Annotated in this window: 18 protein-coding genes and 1 riboswitch; of the genes, 9 read left to right on the top strand and 9 right to left on the bottom strand. The window is 48.1% G+C overall.

What is annotated here, in order from left to right:
• The first annotated feature begins 28 nt into the window (after positions 1-28).
• Positions 29-1204: a PQQ-dependent sugar dehydrogenase gene (locus GJQ68_RS17895; protein ID WP_162418668.1), complete on the top strand. Its 1176-nt coding sequence runs from the start codon at positions 29-31 to the stop codon at positions 1202-1204.
• A gap of 3 nt (positions 1205-1207) precedes the next feature.
• Here GJQ68_RS17895 and GJQ68_RS17890 read toward each other — a convergent pair whose 3' ends face one another.
• Positions 1208-2692: an NAD(P)H-hydrate dehydratase gene (locus GJQ68_RS17890; protein ID WP_162418667.1), complete on the bottom strand. Its 1485-nt coding sequence runs from the start codon at positions 2690-2692 to the stop codon at positions 1208-1210.
• 537 nt (positions 2693-3229) lie between these two features.
• Between GJQ68_RS17890 and GJQ68_RS17885 the strand changes: the two genes are divergently transcribed.
• A complete protein-coding gene (locus GJQ68_RS17885; RefSeq protein ID WP_162418666.1) occupies positions 3230-4792 on the top strand; it encodes a purple acid phosphatase family protein in 1563 nt (520 codons plus the stop codon).
• A 186-nt stretch (positions 4793-4978) separates the two neighbouring features.
• Here GJQ68_RS17885 and GJQ68_RS23565 read toward each other — a convergent pair whose 3' ends face one another.
• Both GJQ68_RS23565 and GJQ68_RS17880 read right to left on the bottom strand, forming a co-directional pair.
• Positions 4979-5110: a hypothetical protein gene (locus GJQ68_RS23565; RefSeq protein WP_262888123.1), complete on the bottom strand. Its 132-nt coding sequence runs from the start codon at positions 5108-5110 to the stop codon at positions 4979-4981.
• Between the two features lie 97 nt (positions 5111-5207).
• Positions 5208-7124, bottom strand: coding sequence for a D-arabinono-1,4-lactone oxidase (locus tag GJQ68_RS17880; protein WP_162418665.1), 1917 nt, complete (start codon positions 7122-7124; stop codon positions 5208-5210).
• A 168-nt stretch (positions 7125-7292) separates the two neighbouring features.
• Positions 7293-7388, top strand: a riboswitch (TPP riboswitch).
• Between the two features lie 71 nt (positions 7389-7459).
• On the opposite strand from GJQ68_RS17880, the gene GJQ68_RS17875 reads away from it, so the two are divergent.
• The 5 genes from GJQ68_RS17875 to GJQ68_RS17855 all read left to right on the top strand — a co-directional run bounded on the left by GJQ68_RS17875 (position 7460) and on the right by GJQ68_RS17855 (position 12312).
• Complete coding sequence (locus GJQ68_RS17875) at positions 7460-8179, top strand: class I SAM-dependent methyltransferase (protein WP_162418664.1); 720 nt, start codon at positions 7460-7462, stop codon at positions 8177-8179.
• Positions 8176-9222, top strand: coding sequence for an AIR synthase family protein (locus GJQ68_RS17870; protein WP_162418663.1), 1047 nt, complete (start codon positions 8176-8178; stop codon positions 9220-9222). Before GJQ68_RS17875 ends, GJQ68_RS17870 begins: the two co-directional genes overlap by 4 nt.
• Positions 9219-9884: a thiamine phosphate synthase gene (locus GJQ68_RS17865; protein ID WP_162418662.1), complete on the top strand. Its 666-nt coding sequence runs from the start codon at positions 9219-9221 to the stop codon at positions 9882-9884. Before GJQ68_RS17870 ends, GJQ68_RS17865 begins: the two co-directional genes overlap by 4 nt.
• Positions 9865-10167: a Trm112 family protein gene (locus GJQ68_RS17860; protein WP_162418661.1), complete on the top strand. Its 303-nt coding sequence runs from the start codon at positions 9865-9867 to the stop codon at positions 10165-10167. The genes GJQ68_RS17865 and GJQ68_RS17860 overlap by 20 nt, the downstream gene beginning before the upstream one ends.
• Positions 10168-10350: 183 nt before the next feature.
• On the top strand, positions 10351-12312 hold the full coding sequence (locus tag GJQ68_RS17855) for a CASTOR/POLLUX-related putative ion channel (protein ID WP_162418660.1): 1962 nt from the start codon (positions 10351-10353) through the stop codon (positions 12310-12312).
• A 513-nt stretch (positions 12313-12825) separates the two neighbouring features.
• Here the strand turns inward: GJQ68_RS17855 and GJQ68_RS17850 are convergent.
• The 3 genes from GJQ68_RS17850 to GJQ68_RS17840 form a co-directional block, all read right to left on the bottom strand.
• A complete protein-coding gene (locus GJQ68_RS17850; RefSeq protein ID WP_162418659.1) occupies positions 12826-14220 on the bottom strand; it encodes an MATE family efflux transporter in 1395 nt (464 codons plus the stop codon).
• A gap of 130 nt (positions 14221-14350) precedes the next feature.
• The gene (locus GJQ68_RS17845) at positions 14351-15418 is read right to left on the bottom strand and encodes an agmatinase family protein (protein ID WP_162418658.1); all 1068 of its coding nucleotides are present in this window, start codon (positions 15416-15418) and stop codon (positions 14351-14353) included.
• A 53-nt stretch (positions 15419-15471) separates the two neighbouring features.
• Positions 15472-15948 (bottom strand): SixA phosphatase family protein, encoded by a 477-nt coding sequence (locus tag GJQ68_RS17840; RefSeq protein ID WP_162418657.1) that lies wholly within the window; start codon positions 15946-15948, stop codon positions 15472-15474.
• A 169-nt stretch (positions 15949-16117) separates the two neighbouring features.
• Between GJQ68_RS17840 and topA the strand changes: the two genes are divergently transcribed.
• Positions 16118-18463, top strand: a complete 2346-nt coding sequence (topA, locus tag GJQ68_RS17835) for a type I DNA topoisomerase (protein ID WP_162418656.1) — start codon at positions 16118-16120, stop codon at positions 18461-18463.
• Between the two features lie 558 nt (positions 18464-19021).
• On the opposite strand, the gene GJQ68_RS17830 is transcribed toward topA, so the two are convergent.
• Positions 19022-19939 (bottom strand): ThuA domain-containing protein, encoded by a 918-nt coding sequence (locus GJQ68_RS17830; RefSeq protein ID WP_162418655.1) that lies wholly within the window; start codon positions 19937-19939, stop codon positions 19022-19024.
• Positions 19940-20101: 162 nt separating this feature from the next.
• Here GJQ68_RS17830 and GJQ68_RS23420 point away from each other — a divergent pair, with 162 nt between their 5' ends.
• Positions 20102-20851: a hypothetical protein gene (locus GJQ68_RS23420; protein WP_235941726.1), complete on the top strand. Its 750-nt coding sequence runs from the start codon at positions 20102-20104 to the stop codon at positions 20849-20851.
• 676 nt (positions 20852-21527) lie between these two features.
• Here GJQ68_RS23420 and GJQ68_RS17820 read toward each other — a convergent pair.
• Together GJQ68_RS17820 and GJQ68_RS17815 are read right to left on the bottom strand one after the other, a co-directional pair.
• A complete protein-coding gene (locus GJQ68_RS17820) occupies positions 21528-22790 on the bottom strand; it encodes a replication-associated recombination protein A (RefSeq protein WP_162418654.1) in 1263 nt (420 codons plus the stop codon).
• A gap of 107 nt (positions 22791-22897) precedes the next feature.
• On the bottom strand, positions 22898-23938 hold the full coding sequence (locus GJQ68_RS17815; RefSeq protein ID WP_162418653.1) for a threonine aldolase family protein: 1041 nt from the start codon (positions 23936-23938) through the stop codon (positions 22898-22900).
• Between the last annotated feature and the right edge of the window lie 2 nt (positions 23939-23940).

The following is a 23940-nucleotide window of genomic DNA, read 5'->3' as shown; positions in this document are numbered from 1 at the left end:
TAAGTAATTGAAATAAACCAAAAAGCTTATGAACCCAAAACACGTTTTTTTGATACTCCTTTATCTGGGACTTACGCTCTCCCTGCAAGCCCAGGACGCTGTCCAAAAAGCCCAACCCATTCTGGGTGAATTACCCCAAAAAACCGAAGATGTCTTTTTACCAGAAGTTCCGGGAGTAAAGGTAGAAGTGTGGGTGGACAGCCTGACTATTCCCTGGTCTCTACGCTTTCTCCCCAATGGAGATGCCCTGGTAGCCCAAAGACCCGGTACGATCCTAAGAATTCCTTCCGGAGAAAACAACCCAACTCCTTATATGGAGGTTCCCGGCAGCGTGCACGAGGTGGACGCGGGATTAATGGGATTGGCTGTTCACCCCAATTTCGAAACCAACCATTGGATCTACATCATGCATGCCTACCGAAACGATGAAAATCAGCTTCTCAGCAGGATCGTCCGGCTAAACGATCTTGGTACCCGAGCCGTGGTGGACAAAGTGATTTTGGACAACATACCCGCATATGCCATCCACCTGGGTGGTAGAATTGCTTTTGGTCCGGACGGCATGCTCTACATTGGCACGGGCGATATGTCTCAGCCCTTTGTGGCGCAGGATGTAAACCACCTGGCGTCGAAAATCCTTCGCATAACGGAAGAAGGTGAAATCCCTTCCGACAATCCTTTTCCCGGATCTCCGGTTTACTCGTATGGACACCGCGTAGTGCAGGGCTTTGCCTGGGATCCCGATACGGGGGCATTTTTTAATTCCGAACACGGTCCTTCCGGTGCCGAAGTGGAAGGGAGCGTTCGCTACCGGGATGAGGTGAATAAGGTCAAAAAAGGCGGCAACCATGGCTGGCCCATAGTCGTAGGGGCTCCTGGAATGGCAACCTATGTGGACCCAAAAGTCTCCTGGAATAAAGCGGCCGTACCTCCCGCAGGCATGACGTTTTACAAGGGAGATCTGTTTGTCGCCTCTCTTGGAGGACAAGCCTTAATCCGCCTGGTTTTTGATAAAGAAAATGATTACGAAGTCAAGAAAGTAGAGCGTTGGTTTTCATATGCCCCTTCCAAAGGTGTCTATGGACGGATGCGCGACGTGACAGTTGGACCGGATGGAAACCTGTATGTCACCACCAGCAATACCGACGGCAGGGCAGCATTACGCATTCACGATGACAAGATCTTAAAATTGACCTTCGAATAATAATCATACAATCCCGTAATGCAGGAGGCTATCCGGGATTCTCTCGAGTATATCGGATGCCAGCGTACCCCTACCACGATCCGCACCTGCCAGTTCTCCTGCATGTCCATGATGAAAAACGCCACCTAGTACCGCGTTTTTCATCGAATAGCCTTGCCCAAGGAACGAAGTGAGGATTCCAGTGAGTACATCTCCTGAGCCCCCCGTAGCCATGTGAAGGGACCCTGAATTGTTAAATACCTGCTGCCCATCCGGAAAACTAATCAATGTGAAGGCCCCTTTCAATACCAGCGTGCAGCTGTATTTCCTGGCAAAGTCTCTGGCCTGATCCATACGGTGAAAGTGGTTTTTTGCAGCAACCCCGGTAAGACGCTCGAATTCTTTCAGGTGAGGCGTAAGTACCACATTGGAATGCAAGGAATTCAACCAGACAGGGTTTTCTCCCAAAATATTAATGGCATCTGCGTCCAATACCGTCGGTCCGGAATAGTGGCTCAGAAGTTGATAAACCAGTTTAGCAGCATTCTTGCCTTTTCCCAATCCGGGGCCAATACCTACGGCATCTATTCCTTCCGTATCCAACTTGTCCCCCACTTCCTGTTCACTTCCCGGCGACAAAACCATTGCCTCAGGAATACTGCCTTGAATAATTTCCACACCACAGGTAGGAATGTGGCAGAAAACCAGCCCGCTTCCGGTTCGCAATGCCGCTCGTGTACTCAAACCAATGGATCCCATTTTTCCATAACTCCCTCCTGCCAAAACAACTCTTCCAAAATCTCCTTTATGACTAGATGTAAGGAATTTCTTATGGTAGTTAATTAAATTTTCGCCGGAAAAGAAGAACCGATTCGATTCAAAGGAATCAAAATACCGTTGTTCTATGCCGATGCTTTGTACCGTCAGTTTTCCTGTACAGGCTGCATGTTCCGGAGCGAGCAAGGAAAGTTTTGGAAACTGGAAACTCAAGGTATAATCCGCCCGAAATACCTCCCCTTCCAGGGGACCGTCGGAAGGCAAGCCAGATGGCATGTCCACACTTATTTTCAATGAAGTCCTTTCATTTAAGTACCGAATCAATTCAAGGTATTCCCCTTCCAGGGGCCTGTTGATTCCGACACCGAAAACCGCATCAATGAGCACCTCTGATTCAGCTACCTTTTCCCAGTTGCTAACCGGTAATTTATCGGGTAACAAGTGTAGATTGTGCTGAAAGTCAGCAGAACCCTTATCCGGATTGCCTATATACCCTACCGCCACAGAATAGCCCATTTGGTTCAGAATCCTGGATATGGCAAGTCCATCGCCGCCATTGTTTCCGGTACCGCAATAAATCGATACCGATTTTTCTTTTGGTACCTGAGCCACAAACCAGTTACAAAAGGCATGAGCAGCCCGTTCCATCAATTGGTAAGAATGAATGACCTCTCCTTCTATGTATTTTTGATCCAGGGATTTTACCTGATTTCCTGAAAGTATCTTTTGCATGATGTTTCTATATTATTTAAGAAAATAACAGCGGAAGTAGCGGCTGCTTTCGAATCAGTTTCCTGATTTCGGATTCGGAACGGTTTCCATTAATCGAACAGACGAAATTACCCAGGACGCTACCAAAAACAAATTTGCTGGAACTTGCTTGCTTTCCTTTCGAAATAGAAAAGAATTTCGGGATTTTTAAAAAGATAACCTAATGAAATGCTGCTGAAATGATCATTAAAGACCACCAAAACGTTTCGAAGCTGTTTTGATGAGGGCGAACGTTCTGCCCCAGGTGTATGGTATGAAGGTTTTCTAAAAGATGAACGGCATTGTCACGCGCCTTCATTTTTCCTGAAAACGGGAAATAGTCGCCTTGCCCGCCAAAATCAATTTCAAACTCCTTTGAATCGACTCTATTTCACCAACCCTTACCCTTTTCGTAACAACAGGGTAATCTGGGATTCGTAGCTTTGATTTTAAATCCGTTGAAATCCAAATCTGATTTTCGTACCTTGTCCAACATCAGTCTAAAGCATACCCCAAAAAATGAAAAACCTTCTTTTAACCCTTTTACTAATAGCCGCCTGCCAGTGGAGCATGGCGCAGGAATACCGCGTATACAAAGCCCCCACCTTCCGGGAAGAATGGAGCAAACCTTCGGATTATCCTGATCGCGTCATCCTCAATTTTGGAGAGGACCCTTCCAGTCAGGCCAATGTTACCTGGAGAACCGATACCAGTATCGAAAAAGCCTTTGCAGAAATTGCCGTTGCCGATGGGGCTCCCAAATTCTGGAGAAATGCCCGGACCATGGAAGCAAAAACCGAATTGCTGGACGCTACAGACGTAGAAGTGGCAAATGTAAAGGCACATTTCCATTCGGTCCGTTTTAGGGATTTAAAACCTGGCACCATTTACGCCTATCGGGTGGGAGATGGAGAATCCTGGACAGAGTGGATCCAATTCAGCACCGCTTCCGAGGACAAGGAAAGCCCCTTTGCCTTTCTCTATGTGGGAGATACGCAGAACTATATTTTGGAGCTATGGTCCCGGCTGATTCGGGAAGGCTATCGGAAGGCACCGGATGCCAAATTCATTATCCATGCAGGTGACCTGGTGAATGTGGCACACAGGGAAACCGAATGGCATGAATGGTTTACCGCCGGGGGCTTTATTCACAGCATGGTACCGTCAGTAGTCACACCCGGAAACCATGAATACCGCAGCATCCCCGAGTTGGATGGAGAGGGCGCAGATCGTCGCCTTTCTGTCCAATGGAAACCTCAATTTACCTTGCCTGAAAATGGCCCGGAAAATATAACGGCATTGGACGAAACGGTCTATTACATGGATTACCAAAACACCAGAATTATAGTATTGAATAGCAATGTTCTACAGGCGGAGCAGATCCCCTGGTTGGAAAAGGTCCTGTCGGAGAACCCACAAAAGTGGACCATAGTCACCTATCACCACCCCTTATTTTCAGCTTCTGAGGGCCGGGAAAATACGCGGCTCCGGGAGGCCTGGAAGCCACTCTTTGACAAATACCAGGTGGACCTGGCCCTTCAGGGGCACGACCACAGCTATGCCCGGGGTAGGGTTTCTCCTGAAGACAATGTTTTGGATGGGGTCAATGCCAGGGATAAAACCGGAACCGTTTATGTGGTCTCCGTAAGCGGAGGCAAAATGTACGGATTGAAAAAGAATGCCTGGAATGACTATGAGGCAGAAAGGGACCGCGCTGCGGAAAACACCCAGCTCTTTCAGGTCATTAACATTGAAGGGGATAAGCTCAGCTTTGAATCGTATACCGCCATTGGAGAGCTTTATGATGCCTTTGACTTGGAAAAACAAGCAGATGGCACTAATAAATTTATTGAAAGAAAATCCGAAGCGGTAGAGGAAAAAAGATTCTCCAACACCATTCCCTACGAAGATCCCCTCCCGGAAAATCTTGAAACCATCCTGCTTTCCAACTATCCCGGACATGAAATCACCCGGGTGTCTGCAAGAAGAGAAGGTGAAATATTGCATTTCAATGTTCGCCTGGAAAAAGACGGGGAAAGGAAAGAAATCAGCATAGACGAGAAAGGTAATATCAGTGAGTAAGTCATGGTGAATTACTTGACATTTGCGTAAAAATCCACCAGCCTCCTTTGAGAAAGAGGGAGTTGGTTTCGTAGAAATTGTATAACTTTTCCAAAGTTCCAAACTTTGGAAAAGTTAGGAGTACTTGTGAAAGAAATCCCCCTTTAAGAGAAAGGGGGATTTCGCTACCGGTCGGATTTCCAGGTACTAAATTCCAGCCAGCTGCCGTACATTATGGGCAGTGCTGACCTCTTCCAAATCAGCGATATAAATATCGTATACATTAATTGGATTGTGAACAAATCCCTCCGCGGCGGAGGGCAAGGGGGATTTGCTCAAAATGTGATTTTTTGCTGAAGTTGCGTGATGTAGTTGGGCTGAATGACGGCAAGGGTTTTGGATATTGTAAATCCGAACGTTAACTAAGCCCTGACCGTTACGATTGTTTGATCCGCTCCAGAAAGGCATTTCGGAAGGTAGCCCCTCCAAAAAATTCCTGTTCTTTTTCCCAGTCATTGAATCGGGGAAAGGCTTTTTCCACCATTTCCCGGTGCCAGGGTTCTACGGAAAGCCCCCAATGCGGTATGGCTCCCGCAGCGAGTAGCTCCCGCTCCAGCCGCATGAATAAAGGCAGGCTGCCCGTAACCCCTTTGACGCTTACCAACTCAATCATGCACATATCAGACTGTTGCATCATGGACAAATGCGCCGGGCATTGTTTTACAAAACGCAGGGAAAACGGAGCGGCCAGCAGGTGATCGTAATGTTGGGACTCCTCGCATACCCGAATAATCAGGTCTACTGCCTCAAAAACCTTGTCCAGGGGAAACCCAAATTCGATGGCATACCCATAGAACTTCAGCTCTCCCAAACCCTGATCCAGAACGTTTCTGGCCAGGTCTTCGAAGCCTCCCCCCTCGTCTCCGGTATGGTCCACCAGTCTTTTAATGGAGTTGTTTGTCATCCTGGGGATCGATAAATGGTTCTTATTAAACACCCAGGGAGAAAGCCTTCCTGAAATGGCGATACCTGATATAAAAGTAGAAATGTAATTCCGCTCCCTTCCCGCATGGTGCTTTTCGTGTTGTTGCTGGCTGTAGTTTCGGGTAGTTACCAGGCATTTTCGCTTTCGCTCTTCTTCCGTTCCCGCTTCCATGTCCCGGTAGGGGTTGATCAGTACCTCAAAATGCCTGTGGGCATTAATATATCGATACATATCTTTTTGCATTTCCGCCTTTACTTCCTCCCAATTTCGCATGATTCGTTCCTCCATAAGCCGGTATTCGGGCTGGGCCTCCAGGATCATGGAAAAAATAATGCCCACCGAGCCAATGCCCACCATGACCGCATTGAATTTCTCGTCGTCCTGAATCAGAGTTGCTTTGTAATCAATAACCATTTTATCCTTGGCGAATAGCTCCGGATCGGTGATCCCATCGGTAGGTTCTACGCGTAATACCTTCCCTCCTTTTCCGACCAAGGTGATGGATTTTACAAATGCTGAAACCGGACCAATGCCGATTCCTGATCCATGGGTGGAGGTAGCAATGGCACCGGAAATGGACTGGATGCTGGATCCGCCCTGATTGATCAGGGCAAACCCATGATAGGTAAGTGCCTGGATCAGATGCCTGATCTTAGTTCCTCCCCCGGTTTCAAACAGGAAATGCCTTTCTTTGCGCTTCTTGTTTTCGTAATTAACCGTCACTTCAAAGCCAACCCGGTACTCGTCCTTAATACAGTCCTCGGCGGGCCGTTGGGTCATGTTCATGTGCTGGGTGCAAACCAGGTAATCCTCGCATTGTGCCACGGCTGTCAGCGCGTGGCCTGAACCTACCGCTCGGATTTTTTTATCGTTTTCTTCCGCCAGCTTGACCAATGCTACCACTTCTTCCAGGCCCTGGTAATCGTATCGGGTGCAGGCCTCATTTTTTGGGGAAAAATGTTCGTACTCACCATTTCCCGGTACAAAAAACCGCAGGGGTTCGGAAAAATGATTGCCGTACCAATTACCCCATTTTTGCCGAACTTTTTTATCTTTCGAAAAGATGTCCTCCTGGGTCAATTCTTTATCCAGGGACAACAACACCCGCTCGTGCTTTGCCATGTTTTTGTTCAGCCTGTTCTCTACCAACCTCCGCACAAACCGGGGAGTGACCAGAAAATTGATCGTCCTTACCCAGCGACTTCGTTTTTGACGGGAGCAGTGATTGGTCAGGGTATCATCCAGGATTTCGATGTGTTTGGGTACCTTGTCCCGGTTAAAAATTACCTGAGTTACCAAGCCTAATAATGCCCAGGAAACATGGGTATTTCCTTTTTTCCAGGAGAGAAATTTGGATACTACTGTCATGAGTTAAGGGGTTTCTTTTCAATGCTTTAGGAATAATAAGTATTTTCTGAAAGGATAAAAAATTGTAGGGGCATGTTTTTTTGGGTGAATCAAAAAAGAACGAGCCAATTGTTAAAAAAAAGCCAATTATTTGCTTCACCGGATAAATTGAATACTTTTGACTCTTGAAATAATCGCACGGGGTGCTTGGTGAAAATCAGGCTGAGATCAAACCCGAAACCTGATTTGGATAATGCCAACGTAGGGATGCCAGCCAGCCAAATTTCCATCGTGTTAGTTGCCGCTCCATTCCTTTGGCCAGTCCAATCGGATGGAATTTTTATTTTAATGCAACTATGGAAATAAAACAGGCAGGAGGAGAACTGATTCCCCAACAACAGCAAAACTGGCAAAACCGGCCGGAATGGTTTTTTAACCGGAAACATACCGATACCTACGAACTTTGGTACGAAGGCCGGTACAAGCGGGCCGAAATCTGGCAGAAAAAGGTAATGGAGCAGTTGGTCTCCAAAGATAAACGGATCCAAACGCTGCTGGAGTTTGGCTGCGGCACCACCCGATTTACCAGATGGTGGAAAGAAATTGGTATCGAAGCCTCGGGAGGGGACATTTCCCCACTAATGCTTTCTCAGGCCATCCACCTTTTTGACGGGGATCTGGTCATGGCCGATTCCCATTACATGCCCTTCAAGGACAATACCTTTGACGCCCTGGCCTTTATAACCACCTTCGAATACTACCGTGATCCGGTAAGGGTCATCCGGGAGGCGGCCCGAGTGGCCCGATATGGCATTGCCATGGGCATGATGAACCGCAATTCGCCAAAGGTACTTAGGCGCAGAGTGCAGCAGCTATTTGGAAAAAACCCTTTTTACGTGACGGCTACCTTTTATACCCCTGAAAAACTAATAGCGGTAATTGAGGAAGCCTTAAAAGGAAGGTCTTATACCATCGAATGGAGCTGCACCGGGTTGCCTAAGTGGTTTCCCGTGCAGCAGTGGCGAATACCTTATGGCGATTTCTTTGGTTTATACATACAACTTCATGACGAATGAGCAATACGATTGGAAAAATAGATGAAACGTTTCTGGAGACCTTTATCGCCTCACGATGCGGCGAAAAACGACCGGAAGTGCTGGTGAAACCGGGTTTTGGTCTGGACGTATCGCTGGTAGCCTTGCCAGGAAATCAGGTCATGGCCCTCACCAGCGATCCCTTATCGCTGATCCCCGGTCTGGGATTGCAGGAATCGGCCTGGCTATCCGTGCAATTGATGGCCAATGACATGGCTACCACTGGCTTTGCCCCCCAATACGGTCAATTTGTGTTAAACCTTCCGGCTGAGTTTAGCCAGGAGGATTTCAAAACCTACTGGGAGCATATCCACACTTTTTGCCAGAAAATAGGCATGGCCATCACCGGTGGGCATACCGGATTTGTTGCCGGACAAAATTCTACCATCGCCGGAGGGGGTACTTTTATTAGTATTCTTCCCGCTGATCAAGCGCTGACCGCTGACAAAGCGCAGGCAGGCGAGGTACTGCTGGTGACCAAATCAGCGGCCATTTCTTCTTCTGCCATTCTGGCAATGAGTTTTCCGGAAACGATCCAGAACCGGATAGGCCGGGAACGATACGTAGAGGCCTGCGATGCGTTCTATGATACTTCCTCTCTGCAAGATGGCCTGGAGGCAAAGGGAACCGCTAGTGACGTTACCGCTATGCACGATGTCACCGAAGGAGGAATACTGGGCGCCATTTACGAATTGGCAACCGCTGCCGGTTGCGGCGTGCATCTCGACAAAAACAAACTTCCGGTTGGCTCCGCGCAGGCTGCTGTCTGTGAGGTTTTTGATTTGGATCCCCTACATTGTATCGGGGCAGGCTCCATGATCATTGCCTGCAAAAAGGAAAATGCAGCATCGGTGGAAAACCGACTGGTATCCGCAGGTATCCCCTGCGCGGCAGTGGGAGAACTGACAAGTGCCAGGCAGGGCATGGTGCTAGCGGAAAATGGGCAAGACAAAGCACTTATTTATCAGAAAAAAGATCCGTACTGGGAGGCCTTTTTTCAAGCCATCAAACAAGGATGGAAATGAAAAGACTTAACCTAAGCTCCGAAAGAGGAATCTACCTGGTCCTTGATCCACAGGCAAAATCCGAAAAGGAATTGTTTCAGGATTTAAAAGGGGTGTTTCAGTATCCGCTCATTGCCTTACAAATTTGGGATCATTTTAGTCCGGAACAGGATGCAAGGAAATTCATTGAGAATGTTTGTGAGTTGGCCAAACCCTACCCCTTTCCGGTTTTGATCAATAATTCCTGGGAATGGGTGAGTAAGACGGCACTGGATGGGGTTCACTTTGATCAAATTCCTGCCAATTTCACTCCTATCAGACAGCGTTTACCGGAAAATACCGTCCTGGGACTGACCTGTACAAATGATTTGTCCTTACTTCAAAAAGCAGCAGCAAACGGTTTCGACTATATTTCATTTTGTTCGGTATTTCCTTCACCCAATGCAGAAGCCTGTGAATTGGTCAGCAAAGACACCCTTCGGAAAGCGGCCGACTCCAGCCACCTGCCGTTTTTTCTGGCGGGAGGAATCCGTCCAGAAAACCTTAACGAATTGGACGCTATTCCTCACCGGGGGCTGGCCCTGATCTCCGGCATCATGGGGCAAGCTAACCCGGCAAAAGCTATGGAACAGTTTTCATACCTACTTAAAACGAAAAAAAGCAATGAAGTTAGCAACGATTGAAAAATTATGTTGTCCCTTTGATAGATCGGATTTGGAATTGACGCGAATTACGGAAGACCTGGATGGTAATATAGCGGAGGGCTGGCTGCATTGTACGCAATGCAAACGGATGTACCCCATAGTCAAAGGCATTCCCATCATGAATCCCGATGAATACCGGGAATTTAGCTTGGAACAGCCCCTGCTCGAACGTTGGCAAAAACAATTGAAAGGAAAGCAGGTGAGAAATTTCAGGCTACTGGATAAGGCGCAGAAAGAGTCGGATACAGCGGATAATCCCTGATTAGATTAGCCCTCCGTGGTAGGACAGCTTATAAAGCTACTTCACCGCTATGGTTGGGCAGGAATTCGAGTTGAAAATAATGGGATTTGGGGTGGAACGAAATCGGGTGCTAAAAACCGATTCGTTTAATCTGATGAATTGGGTATATTGTGGCAGAAAAACCAACCACCTTTAACTACCCCTATGCGACTCAAAAAACTCCGTATTCGCCAAAAGATTCTTTTCACCCTTGAACGGCAATTGGTAAAAGGTGCCTCCTTCCAGCTACTGCTGGTCGCTGCTTTTATTGGGTTGATTTCCCTGGTCGGGGGACTACTTGTGATGCCTTCCGGACCTCCCACCTCCACCTTTGGAGAATCGGTTTGGTGGGCCTTTTTACGCTTGTCCGATCCCGGCTACCTGGGAGATGATGAAGGGGGCTGGCGGCGATTTATTTCGACGCTGATCACCGTCGCCGGATATGTGGTGTTTTTGGGCTCCTTGGTAGCCATCATTACTACCTGGATGAACCGTAAGATCCGGCACCTGGAACAGGGATTGACTCCAGTCACGGCAAATAACCACCTATTGATTCTGGGTTGGTCCAACCGGACCATCCATATTGCAGCGGAAATATTCCAGTCCGTAGGGAGAATCAAGCGATTTTTGATACGTTTTGGTGCCCGAAAATTGCAACTAATTATCCTTTCGGAAGAAGTTGGGCCGTTCCAATGGCAGGAGCTTAAAGACCATCCCATCATCAGGAACCGTGCAAATGAAATTGTGTTGCGTACCGGACTGGCCATAGACCGGGAACACCTACGCCGGGTAGACAGCCTGAATGCCTCGGCGATTATTATTCCCAGTTTGGCTTATGGCAAAAGAGAGCTGATCAGCCCTGACATAGAAACCATCAAATGCCTGCTTTCCCTCAATGCAGAAGCCAGCCTGCATCCGAGACATAAATTACCCTATGTGGTGGCAGAGATTCAGGATGAATACAAAGTAAAGGCTGCCTACAGGGCCTATTCGGGGCCATTGGAAGTGGTCGGTAGCAATACCATTATCAGCAGGCTGATGGCGCAAAATATCCGGCATCCAGGGCTCTCGGAAGTTTACAATGAGATCCTTTCCCAAATCGTAAACAACAACCTTTTTTGTCAACAATTTCCCGATCTCGTCGGATTTTCCCTGGCAAGTATAAAAAAGGCCTTTACCAAAGCCGTTGTCATGGGCGTGGTTAGTAATTCTGAAGATCAATACACTCCCAAATTGAATATCCCGGAAAATCACCTATTGGAAAAGGGAGAGCGGCTGGTAGTAATGGCCCGAAGTTCCGCGGACCTGGTCTGGAAAACTACTTCTCTTTCCAGGGAGGCACCTGATTCCTTCCTTCGGTCCCCATTTGCCCCGGAAGAAACGACCGACACCATCCGGGTGTTGATTTTGGGTTGGAATGAGCATGTTCCTTCCCTGATCAAGGAATTATGTTCCTATGAAGAGGAGACTTACTTTGTCCGCCTGGTGGCCATGCGGCCCATCATGGAAAGGGAAAAAGAATTGCAGTTTTTGAAAGAAAACCCGAATCGGGTATCGCTGGATCACGTGGTGGCCGATTATATCCGGGAATCGGAGATCCAAAAAACCGGAGCCGAAAGCTTTGACCATATCCTGATGATCAGTAGTGACCGCATGGAAGAGGAGGAAGAAGCCGATGCACGCACCATGGTAGGATATGTTTTACTGGAAGAAGTGTTGGAAAATGCCAAAAAAAGGCCTTCTGTGTTGCTTGAACTGGCAGATCCCAGCAATGAATCCCTGATCCGGCGCTATCAAAGTGAGGTGATTATCAGCCCGATGGTATTAAGTCACCTGCTGGCAGGTATAGCCCTGCAGCGGGAGCTGAGTAGTATTTATAGCGAATTATTTACCGTTGGCGGAGCGGAAATTATTTTTAGAGAAATCGCCACCTATGGTATTTCTCCGGGAGAAATCGCTTTCCATGAAATCGAAGCCCTGGCCGCCTCTCATGGTGAAACGGCTCTCGGCCTGGCACTGCAGCCAAAACCGCGCAGAAAAAATCACCTACTCCTCAATCCGGACAAGAACCGAAAAATCGTCCTTACTGAAAAAGATCAATTGGTGGTGCTGACCACGGTTTATTAGTGAGGGATAAACTGAGCGGCTACCGAAAAAAGCATACAGAAAGACTTTTTCAGCCCGATGCAACATTTTATACCCTATATGGTTACAAATGAGCACCCCCAAATCCATCAGTAAAGGTTAGTTTTACATTGTTGAAAGAAAGGATAGGATTCACAAAGCTATTTACCTTATCAATACCTATTTTACCTAACCTAACTACCGGTCTGCTGAACGATCGGTAGTTTTTTTTACCCACCCCCCATCACACCATCGCTTCAGCTCCGCTCAGGGACCGGAAATGGTCAATCTCTCCGCCTAACAGTCCCCTCCTCTCTAAGCCCCTTCGTCCCGCTATCTCCCATTTCCTTTGTAACTAAAAATTTCTCTTTATCAATACGTCTACCGATGATGTATATTTTTAACATTTTGATTATTAAATAGTTAATAAGAAATACTGTTATCCAGATTTCTGCTTTTTTTTAAATATTAGTTCCACCATCACATCCCCGCATCATCAAATCACCACATCCATCCCTAAGCCTTCGCAAACTTCCACCGCCCTTTTCGAAAAAACCATAACGCAATCACAGCATGAAGGGAATGACAAAAGGCAATCGTGCTAAAAATTCCCAGCGTACCCAACTGGAAGGTAATTGCCAGGACATAAGCCATGGGGATTTCCAGCAACCAAAATACCCCCACGTTAATATAGGCCGGGGTACGGGTATCGCCTGCACCATTAAACGCCTGCACCATGACCATGCCCACCGCATAGAAGATATACCCCAAAACGGTTACTTTTAATCCGGTAGCGGCAATTTCCCTCACTTCCTCTCCTTGCACAAATATGCCGGCAAGGCTATCTGCAAACAACAGGTAAACAAGGGTGACGCAGGCCAGAAAGATAAAGTTGTAGCGGGCTGTCAGGTAGGTCGCAAGTTCTGCCCGGAAGGCTTTCCCAGCCCCCAGGTTTTGACCCACCAGCGTGGCCGCAGCGGAGGAAAGCCCCCAGGCCGGCATCAGGCTAAAGAGCAAAATCCGGAAGGCAATGGTATATCCGGCCACCGCAGCACTTCCAAACTCCGCAGCGATGCGGGTAAGCACGATCCAGGCGGCCGAATCCACCAGAAACTGCCCCATTCCCCCGACGGATATGCGAATGATTTTTTGCAGGGTTATCCAACGTACTTTCAGGTTTTGCCGGCCAATGACCAGGCGGTGCTTGCCGTTTACCAGATGGTATACCTGGTACAGCACGCCCACACTTCTTCCAATGGTAGTGGCCCAGGCAGCACCTACCAGGCCTAAGCCTTCGAAGGAACCCAGGCCAAAAATCAACAAGGGGTCCAAGACAATGTTCAAGCCATTGGAAATCCAAAGCGCCCGCATGGCCAGATGGGGAGCACCGGCACCCCTGAAAATCCCGTTGATTAAAAACAAGAGCATAATGGCCGTATTTCCGGCAAAAATGATTTCCGTATAGGCCGTTCCAATTTCCAATACCTGCAATTCCGCTCCCATGATGGCCAGTATTTCCCGGGAGTAAAGGTATCCTCCTATGCCCAATGCCAGGGAGGCCAGCATGCCTACCAGCAGCAATTGAAAGGCAACGGTACCGGCCCGCTTGTAGTTTTTCTCTCCGAAACGGCGGGCCACCATGGCCGTTCCGGCCATACTGATACCCACTCCCAGCGAATAGATTATCGTGAGTACGGCTTCGGTAAGTCCCACCGTGGCCACGGCATCCTCTCCCAGCCTGCCTACAAAAAATATGTCTACCACGGCAAACAGGGATTCCATAATCATTTCCAGAATCATGGGAACCGCCAGCAGCACAATCCCCGTTTTTATGGGGATACGGGTATAGTCCTGCTCCTTACCCCGGATGGATTCCGCTATCAATTGCCCGAAAGGAATGCGCTTTTTCATCAGAAAAAAATTGAGCAGCAAATATCGGAATATTGTGCCGGATTTTTTCTTGTCATAGGAAAGGAAATTTAGATTAACTGGGTTTACGTCTTTAATTCCCTCCCCACACTGATCGGGACGGATTTTTTCACTAAGCCCATTGCAACTTGCCCTGCGAAACAGCAGCCAGGTTGGCGATGCGGTACAGGACACGTGCACCGACGTTGGCATCCCATTCGCCTCCATCCGTACCGGGTGCTACTTCTACCAGGTCAAATCCAATCAATTTCCTGCCGGATGTAACCAATAATTTAATTAAATGCATCAGTTGCTGGTAATCCAGTCCACCGGGCACCGGCGTGCCGGTATTCGGACACAACTGGGGAATCAAACCGTCTATATCGATGCTTAGGTAAACCTGCTCCGGTAAGTCCGCGATGATTTCCTGGCAAAGGGTATCCCAGGTCTTGCCCTGAAACAATTGCTCCTTCAAATTGCCGTCGGTATACATCCGGCAACGGGCATCGGATTGGCTGAGATTCCATTCCTGTTCGCAGAAATCCCGAATCCCCACCTGTACCAGGCGCTGCAGCTGCGGTATTTTTAGAAAATTGTGGGCAATCGAGGCATGGGAAAAATCGAAGCCTTCGTAAGCAGTCCGCAAATCTGCGTGCGCATCAATTTGCAGGATACCAAAAGCTTCGTTTCGTTCTGCCAGGGCCTGGACCAGCCCCAAGGGGGTGCTATGGTCTCCGCCCAGCAAACCTACCAGTTTGCCTTGTTCCAATTGATCTTTTGCCTGCTGGTACACCCAATCATTCATTTCCCGACAAGCCCCGTTGATAATTTCCGGAACAGCGGCAAAGCGTTCGTCCTGATCCGGCTGCGAACCCGCCTGCAACCATTGGATGTAATTGTCGGCCAGAAAGCGATACTTGTTATTCGCTGCTTCGATATCCTGATCCATCGGCAGCATGGAGATTCCCAGCTTCCAGGCATCGCGGATGTCCTCCTGAAACAAATCCACCTGAACGGAAGCTTCAAGAATGGCTGCGGGTCCCCGGGCCGTACCCGAACTGTAGGACACCGTCACCTCCCAGGGCACGGGTAGTATCGTCAATTGGCTGTTTTCGGGCTCGTAGGGAAGTCCAAATAAATTCCCGGCAATTCCCAAGCCATTCGGGTCAAAATTGGTAATAGCGGCATTTCTAGCTGACATGCGTGTATAAGGTTTGTTGAAATGAAAAATAAGTGTAAAATGATGGGAGAACGCTATTGGAGGATTTCCTCCAGGGTACCTGCCTCCTTGGATACCGCGGCCCAATCCAGCTCCCGAAAATGTATGCGGGCCATCATTCCGGGCGAGAATACCAGGTGGGACTCCCCGGTAAGGTAGGCCGCCATCTGGCTAATGGCAGGATTGTGCCCTACCAAAAGGACATGGTTGGTATTCGGAGGAAAATCGGTAATTACACGGAGCAATTCTTCCCGCCCGGCCCGGTAGATACTGGAAACGGATACCAGGGTTTTGACCTTCAATTGCCGCCCAAGGATCTCGGCCGTATGTCGGCAGCGCGTAGCGGGGCTGTGGACCAGGTAATTGCAAGGTTGACGGTTGATGGACAACAATTTCCCAAGCCGCTGCAATTGTTGCATCCCTGTAGGAGTCAGTTTCCGGTCTTTATCGTCCACCGCGAAAGAGGGGGCTTCCGCCTGCCCGTGTCGGGCCAATAGTAATTCCTTAACCATAAGCGTTCGTTGGTCTGTTCTTTGAAAATTAAATATGTAGATTTTACGCCGGCAATAAAAATTGGATGGGAGGAATATTTGGAAGCTAATTATATGACATCTATTTTTAGGCCTTAATTAGCGGAGATTTACCTGATCCCATGTATTTTTATCTTTAACGAAATCAACCATGCCAAAGAATTTAGTCATTGTCGAGTCCCCTGCAAAAGCCAAGACCATAGAAGGTTACCTTGGAAAGGACTTTAAAGTCACTTCCAGTTACGGGCATGTTCGGGATCTGCCGAAAGGGGAAAATGCGATTGACATCAAAAATAAATTCAAGCCTACCTACGAAGTCAGTCCCGATAAAAAGGAAGTTATCCGGGAATTAAAAAAATTAGTAAAGGAGGCAGAGACCATCTTCCTGGCAAGTGACGATGACCGCGAAGGAGAGGCCATTTCCTGGCATTTAAAGGAAGTTCTCAACCTAAAAGACGAAAATACCAAACGCATTGTATTCCGGGAAATCACCAAATCCGCTATCATCAAGGCCCTGGAATCTCCCCGCAAAATCGACCTGGATCTGGTCAATGCCCAACAAGCCCGACGTATTCTGGACCGCTTGGTGGGCTTTGAGCTTTCGCCGGTATTATGGAAAAAAATAAAAGCGGGCCTTTCCGCTGGCCGGGTGCAGTCTGTAGCAGTGCGCTTTATCGTGGACCGGGAGCGGGAAATCGAAAAATTTGAGGCCAGCTCCTCCTATAAGATTACTGCACAGTTTGATGTAGAAGGCAAGCAACTGCAGGCGGAATTGCCCAAGAAATTCGATACGAAAGAAGCGGCCGAAGCCTTTCTGAAAAATTGCCTGGAGGCGGATTTCTCCATCAAATCCCTGGAAACCAAGCCGGCGAAAAAAACACCGGCTGCCCCCTTTACCACCTCCACCTTGCAGCAAGAGGCCAGTAGAAAGCTATATTTCTCGGTGGCCCAAACCATGAACATTGCCCAGAAGCTCTACGAATCCGGCAAGATCACCTACATGCGTACCGATAGCGTGAACCTTTCCGAAGACGCGCTGAAAAGCGCCGAGGGCGAGATCAAGGGAGCGTTTGGAAACGAATACCATCATAAACGTAAATTCACCTCCAAATCCGAGGGAGCGCAGGAGGCGCACGAAGCGATCCGGCCCACCGATTTTTCAGTCACCGAAGCCGGTAAGGACCGCAACGAGCAACGCCTGTACGAACTGATCTGGAAGCGGGCCATTGCCTCCCAGATGGCCGATGCCCAACTGGAAAAAACGAATGTTTCCATTGCCATCTCCAATGCGGATCAGACCCTGAGTGCCAGCGGAGAAGTTATCAAATTTCAAGGATTCCTCAAGGTGTACCTGGAAAGCACCGACGAAGAAGACGAGGAAGAATCGACTGCCAAAGGCTTGTTACCGCCCTTGACCGTTGGACAGGAATTGCAGCTGATCGAAATGAAGGGCAGGCAGTCCTTTACCCGTCCACCCGCGCGGTACACGGAAGCCTCCCTGGTAAAAAAATTGGAAGAGATGGGTATTGGACGTCCTTCCACCTATGCGCCGACCATTTCCACCATTCAAAAACGAAATTACGTGCTGAAGGAATCCCGGGAAGGAACGCCCCGAAAGTACAGCGAAATGGTTATCAAAGACGGAGAATTCGTCTCTGCGGAGAAAACCGAAACCACTGGCACGGAAAAAAACAAGCTCTTCCCTACCAATATTGCCATGGTGGTCAACGATTTTCTGGTCGAACATTTTCCCAACGTCATCGATTTTTCATTTACCGCCAAGGTAGAAAAGGAATTTGACCACATTGCCCATGGAGAGCAACCCTGGGAGGAAATGATTCAGAATTTTTACGGAGCTTTCCACTCAAAGGTAGAGCAAACGGAAAACATCAAACGCACCGATGTCAATTCCTCTAAGGAACTTGGCATCGACCCCAAAACGGGTAAAAAGATCATTGCCCGCCTGGGCAAATTCGGCCCCCTGGTGCAGATCGGCGATCAGGAAGACGAGGAAAAACAATTTGCCAGCATGCTGAAAGGGCAGTTTATCGAAAGCATGACCCTGGAAGATGCGCTGGAGCTCTTCAAATTGCCCCGGGATGTGGGGCATTTTGAAGACAAGAAAATTGTAGCAGCCATTGGCCGTTTTGGACCCTATATTCGGCACGACGGGAAGTTTGTTTCCCTGGGAAAAGAATACGATCCCCTCTCGGTCAGCGAGGAAGAAGCGATCGAACTGATCAAGGCCAAGCGGGAAGCCGATGCCAAAAAGCATATCAAGTCCTTTGACGAAAACCCCGAACTACAGATCCTGAACGGTCGCTGGGGTCCCTATATCAAAATGGGCAAAAACAACTACAAGATCCCCAAAGATAAAGAGGCGGAATCCCTGTCTTATACCGAAACCATGGAAATTATCGAAAGCCAGGCAGATGCCAAAAAGGGAAAAGCCAAACCCAAAAAAGCCGCTGCAGCGAAAAAGAAGACGAAGAAATGAGTATTGGGAATAAACCCCGGGTTTCGCCCGGGGTTATTGTTGTTGAAGCCCTGCAGGCTTGGGAGTTGACTAGGGACTAGTTTCTTGGGGAGTGATGTGGTACTTCACTTCATCGGATTGGACTACAGGAAAATTCATTTCATTCAAAGCTGTTTTGGACTGTTGATGATTTTCTCAGTAAAGGCAGGCATGAAGGGCCTGAACGACACTAACCGTAGGTGCAGCCCACGGCTCATGGACTACCAAATACCTCCAACCCCGAAAGGGGTTGAACCTGAATGGCATGCCTCGCAAGAATAGCTCTTCTGGAAATTGGGTCATACTATTGATCCCAGAAGGGGGTACTCAAAGAAACCTTTGTGGACTGAGTAGACTATGTAACCTGTCCAAATGTTTACCCTGGCGAACCGCAAAAACAAAAAAACCGCCCCTAAACAAGGAAGCGGTTCTTTGATACATCAAGGGTAAGAAATCAAGCGAATTCCTGGAAAGACCCGTCTAGCGCGTTAAATAGTGCTACAAAACCGATACCTTCGCTCTCCACTTGAATACGTTAGCTTAATTAACCTCCATCGGACTATCGTCAGCAGGCAGGTCGCCCACTACGTATTGCATGCCATCGAGGAAAAACTGAAGCAACTCAGGATTGTCCATGCTTTGGGCGTTATGAGAAGGGGAAGTGTAAAATACCCTGCCCTTGCCATGCTTTTTGATCCAAGCCACGTAAATGGTATTGTTGCTGACTTCCGCTCTTTTACCTTCCAATTGATCGGCTTCGATGTACAAGAGCGGCCTGAAATTGTAATCAAAATAGGCATTCTTAAAAAAGTAGGGTTCGTCAATATGGGTAAAGCCATTGCCTTCAAAGGCTTGTACCAGGGGATGATTCGAGTCGACCTCTTTCACGTGCATTTCCTGTTGCTTGGGGTGGTAGTCAAAGCTCCCTCCTACCATGGCACTGAATTTTTCGGAATTGTTTTGCACGGTAATCGCTCCGTGCAGGATCATTAATCCCCCACCTTTGGCCACATAGTCCATTAAATTATTTTCGTACTGTGCGGACAACTCGGCGATGGTCGCCTCGTCATAACTGGAATTTTTTTTCAGGAGATCTGCAAAAAGATCCCGGTCCGGACCGGAAGGGTTGGAATTATTCAGTATGACGGCATCGTACTGCTTTAAATTCTTCTTGTCGAAACTATCAATATCCCGGGCGATGGTAATCTCGAAAGCACCTGTTTTCTTGGCCATTATTTTCAGCAGTTCATCATTATGGGGAATCGTCCAATGATAAAATCCGGTATGTTGGGAAAAAACCAGCACTTTTTTTACCGATGCTTGTATTCTTGTATCGGAAGGGGCCAATGATTCTATTTTCTCCAGCCATTCCTCGGTTACCGGAAAATCTTTTTGGCTCTGAGCAAACATACTGCCCGTAAAAAGAAAGAAAAGTAAGGTGTAAATTGTCTTGTTCATTGTCATTACCTGGTAAATCAATTGGTTATTTTGTTAGTAAATCTATTAATCCTGTGTAGAATAGAAATTTTGTAAGCCCACCCCCACCAACCCGAAAACGTGTTAGGAACCGATTTTAGCCTTTGGGGGAGCATCAGAAGGTGAAGATAGCTCAAAAAATTGATGGTCACAACGGAAAAAACCTGTTCTACGTTAAAATCATCCTCCTTCCGGCTGAAGATAGCGAAATTCCGGCTTTTATCGGGAGTAAAATGGGCCAGTGGCTCCGGAGAGTTTTACCTGGTTCGAGAAGCACTGTTTAAAGTGAACATTCCTGACCCTTTGAGGGCTTCGATTCATGCCAGGCTTGGTCAAGGACCTGGTAAGAACGGATTTCTAGCGGTACTCACGCTTCCTCCCACCAAATACATCGGTTCACCAAAACGAAAAGATTCTTTAAACGACATTTTTCATTATATTTGCAGCCAAATTGAAAACCAACTTTATATGAGAAAGGTATTCCTGTTATTTTTAGTATTTGGTCTTTTTTCAACGGCATATTCCCAGGTTCAGGTGGGCTTGTATCAGGGAGGGATTTTAAGCCATATTGGTGTGGGAACGGATCCTGAAAACCCCTTTTTCGGGGAGGCCCGTATCCTGGCCGGAGGCGAAATAAACCCCTACCTGGGCCTGGAAGCGCTGGGGCATTACAATCTGAAACAAACCGATTGGTACAACGTGCATGCAGGGCTTATGGTCGGCTATTCAGAAATGGATGAAGGTAGATTTGGAGTACCGGTTGGATTAAGCATCAAACCCATTGCCGAGCACCGGCAATTTGCCCTGGTACTGGAGGCAACACCGCTCTATGCCTTTCATTTTAGCTTTCGGGCACTGGTAGGCTTACGGTATACCTTTCGCAAGGAATATTAACCTGGATCACTGATACCAGTTTATCATGGGGTTACGTAATCGGATTAGAAAAATGGAACCAAATACACATGTAAGCAATACGAATAGGCTTATAGGAACCTAAAGTAGCCTGAAAAAATGGAACCCTATAAGGGATGGAAGGACATGTAAGGGATACTAGTACCCTGAGTTCGATTTTAATAAAGGGCAATTTGGTTCGCTTGAACGTTTTCGTATTAGGTACCGGGCTTTTTTGGAAAAAATTCAACCCACTCCGGGGTTGATGGAAGGATAGATTAGCACGCAAACCCCGGGTTTCGCCCGGGGTTATTGACATTAAAGCCCTTCAGGCTTCGGAGTCGAATAGGAGCTTATTTCCTGGGGAGGTATATGGGACCTCACTATGATGTGATTGGGCTAAAGGGAAAAAATTTCTACACGGTAACCCAGGCCTGAAGGGCCTGAAAAACCATAACCCTGGGTGCAGCCCACGGACAGCAAACAAAAAAAATACCTCCAACCTTAGATCCAACGTAGGTTAGTAAGCTTATAAAAACGTATATGCCCTAAATCATTTATAAAGTAGACCCACTTAATGTTAGGGCATTTTAAGATCCACGAACCGCTTTATCCATTTCCGGATTTAATGGTTAGATGTTGTCGATTGGGAGTGACCTGAGTAGGTCAGCCGGAAAAACTAATATCCGTATTTCTTTCCCCACAACTTTTGAAGCTGTTTCCTCAATTCATTTTCCCGGGGATTGTTTCCGGGATCGTAGAGTTTGGTATGGGCAATTTTATCCGGCAGAAATTCCTGAAACACAAAATTATTTTCAAAATCATGGGCATACCGGTACGATTTACCGTAGTCCAGATCTTTCATCAGTTTGGTCGGTGCGTTTCGCAGGTGCAGGGGCACGGGCAAGTCCCCTTCCTGCCTTACTAAGGTCTGTGCCTGATTGATGGCCATGTAGCTGGCATTGCTTTTTGGAGAGGAAGCCAGGTAGGTCACGCATTGAGACAGGATGATGCGGGATTCCGGGTAACCGATGACATTGACGGCCTGAAAGCAATTAGTGGCCAGTAGGAGGGCATTGGGATTGGCATTTCCGATGTCTTCGGAGGCCAGGATTAATAGTCGGCGTGCAATGAATTTTACGTCCTCCCCACCTTCAATCATCCGGGCCAGCCAATAAACGGCCGCATTGGGGTCCGAGCCCCGAATGGACTTGATAAAAGCCGAAATGATGTCGTAATGCTGCTCGCCGGATTTATCGTACAAGGCTACCTTCTGCTGGGCAACTTGCATGACCCCTTCGTTTTCAATGACAACCTTTTCACCCTGGAAGCTGTCGATGACAATTTCGAGCAGGTTGAGCAGCTTTCTGCCATCCCCTCCGGAAATCCGCAACAAGGCATCGGTTTCCTTTAACTCGACGGTAACTTTTTTCAACACCGGGTCTTTTTCCAGGGCCTGCCGCATCATGGCTTCCAGTTCTTCCCTGCCCAGTGGGTTTAAGGTGAAAATCTGGCATCTGGACAGTAAGGCAGCATTCACTTCAAAGGAAGGATTTTCGGTGGTAGCACCTATTAATCGGATAATCCCCTTTTCCACCGCCCCCAGCAAGGCATCCTGCTGGGATTTATTGAACCGATGGATTTCATCAATAAAAAGGACCACTCCTTGCTGAAACCGAGCTTTTTGGATGACTTCCCGGATGTCTTTGACACCGGAACTGATGGCACTTAATGTATAGAAAGGGACCTTTACTTCGTTGGCAATGATGTTGGCGATGGTCGTCTTTCCTACTCCGGGAGGACCCCACAAAATCAGGGAAGGTACAGCTCCGGAACGAATGGCATTGAATAGAAAGGTTCCGGGTTTGGATAGGTGTTCCTGTCCAATCAGTTCTTCCAGCCTTGTTGGCCGCATTCGCTCCGCCAATGGGGTTTGGTCCATGTTTTCTTTATTAATAGAATTGATCAAAAGGCATGCCCGATCCGGGAAATACCGTTTTTTGGCAACCTGAATTTTGCCTATCGGTAAAGAAGTGGCCTATATAAAGATCATAACCTGGTTTTCCAGGTTGAAAGCCGCTTTTCCAGTGCATGCAGATGCCTGTCTTCTATGTCCAGATGGGTGACCATTCGGATTTGGTCTTTTCCAAATTTCACTGCCCGGATATTTTTTTCAGCCAGTTGGTCCAGGAAAGACTCCGGGCTTATTTTCTCCAAGCGGGCAATTACGATATTGGTACGCACGGGTAGCATCTCCGTCACATTGGGAATTTTACCCAAGATCTCCCCCACTGACCGGGCACGTTCGTGGTCATCCTCCAGCCGGGCTACGTGATGATCCAGAGCGTAGATACCCGCTGCCGCCAGCATCCCTGCCTGTCGCATGCCCCCTCCCAGGGCTTTCCGTATTTTTCTGGCCTTTTTTATGTCTGCCTGAGTACCTAATAAGACGGAACCCACCGGGCATCCCAGTCCTTTGCTGAGGCATAGGGAGATGGTATCGCACATTTTACCCCAATCGTGGGCCCGCTCTCCGGAATGGATCAAGGCATTAAACAGACGGGCACCGTCCAGGTGTAGCTTCAGGCCGGTTTCCTTGCACAATTGCCGGATGGGCCGGATTTCTTCGAGAAAATAAACGCTGCCTCCCCCTTTGTTCATGGTGTTTTCCAGGGATACCAGCGTCGTCTCCGGCGCGTGATCGTCATCGGGATTGATGGCTTCCCGGATGGCTTCTGCATCTATCTTACCTGCTTCCCCCTCCAGTAATTTTACAGAGGCATGGCTATTGGACATGATTCCGCCACCTTCGTACAGGTAAATATGGGAATTTTTGTGGCAGATCAGCTCCGTTTGCGGCCGCGTGTGGAGCCGGATGGCAATTTGATTGGTCATGGTACCGGAGGGACAAAACAGGCCCGCTTCCATACCAAAAATCCCCGCCAGCTTGCCCTCCAGTTGGCGGACTGTTGGGTCTTCTCCAAACACATCGTCTCCCAGACTGGCCATCATCATGGCTTCTTTCATTTCCCGGGTGGGTTGGGTAAGCGTGTCGCTTCGCAGGTCTATGACAAAATCTTCCTGATCCATTC

Origin of the sequence: Cyclobacterium roseum (assembly GCF_010119225.1) — a bacterium.
GTDB lineage: Bacteria > Bacteroidota > Bacteroidia > Cytophagales > Cyclobacteriaceae > Cyclobacterium > Cyclobacterium roseum.
Note: the sequence above shows the minus strand (reverse complement) of the source record. Positions and strands in the feature narration are given on the sequence as shown.